Origin of the sequence: Priestia sp. SIMBA_032, assembly GCF_046535215.1 — a bacterium.
Lineage (GTDB): Bacteria > Bacillota > Bacilli > Bacillales > Bacillaceae_H > Priestia > Priestia aryabhattai.
On the sequence record NZ_JAWRXD010000181.1, the window covers coordinates 1 to 405 of the forward strand.

Genomic DNA, 405 nt, shown 5'->3' on the forward strand with positions numbered 1-405 from the left:
GGCGGGTGCGGCCACCCGGCGGTCGCTCCTGGTGGCGGGCGCCGTCATGGCCGTCGTCATCGTGCTGCTGCCCGGCGTGGTCGGCTACATCGCCATGCCGGCGCTCGCCGGGCTCCTGATCGTCGTCGGGGTCCAGACGGTCAACCCCGCCCGCATCCAGTCGGTGTGGAAGACGGGCTGGCTGCAGACGGTGGTGATGGTCACCACGTTCGTGCTGACACTGCTCATCCCGATCCAGTACGCGGTGCTGGCGGGCGTCGCCCTCGGGCTGCTGCTGTACGTCGTGGAGGCCTCCAACCGGCTGCTCGTCCGGCAGCTGCGCGGCGACCCGGCCGGGCGGCTGCGCGAGACCGACCCGGACGCCGTGCTGCCGACAGGTGCGGTCGTGATCCTCCAGCCGTACGG

The 405-nt window shown here is 72.6% G+C and carries 1 protein-coding gene; it reads left to right on the forward strand.

What is annotated here, in order from left to right; translation table 11 throughout:
* Positions 1-46: 46 nt before the first annotated feature.
* Positions 47-405: hypothetical protein (locus SB717_RS33915; RefSeq protein ID WP_410907198.1), on the forward strand; the 359-nt coding region annotated here is incomplete at its 3' end.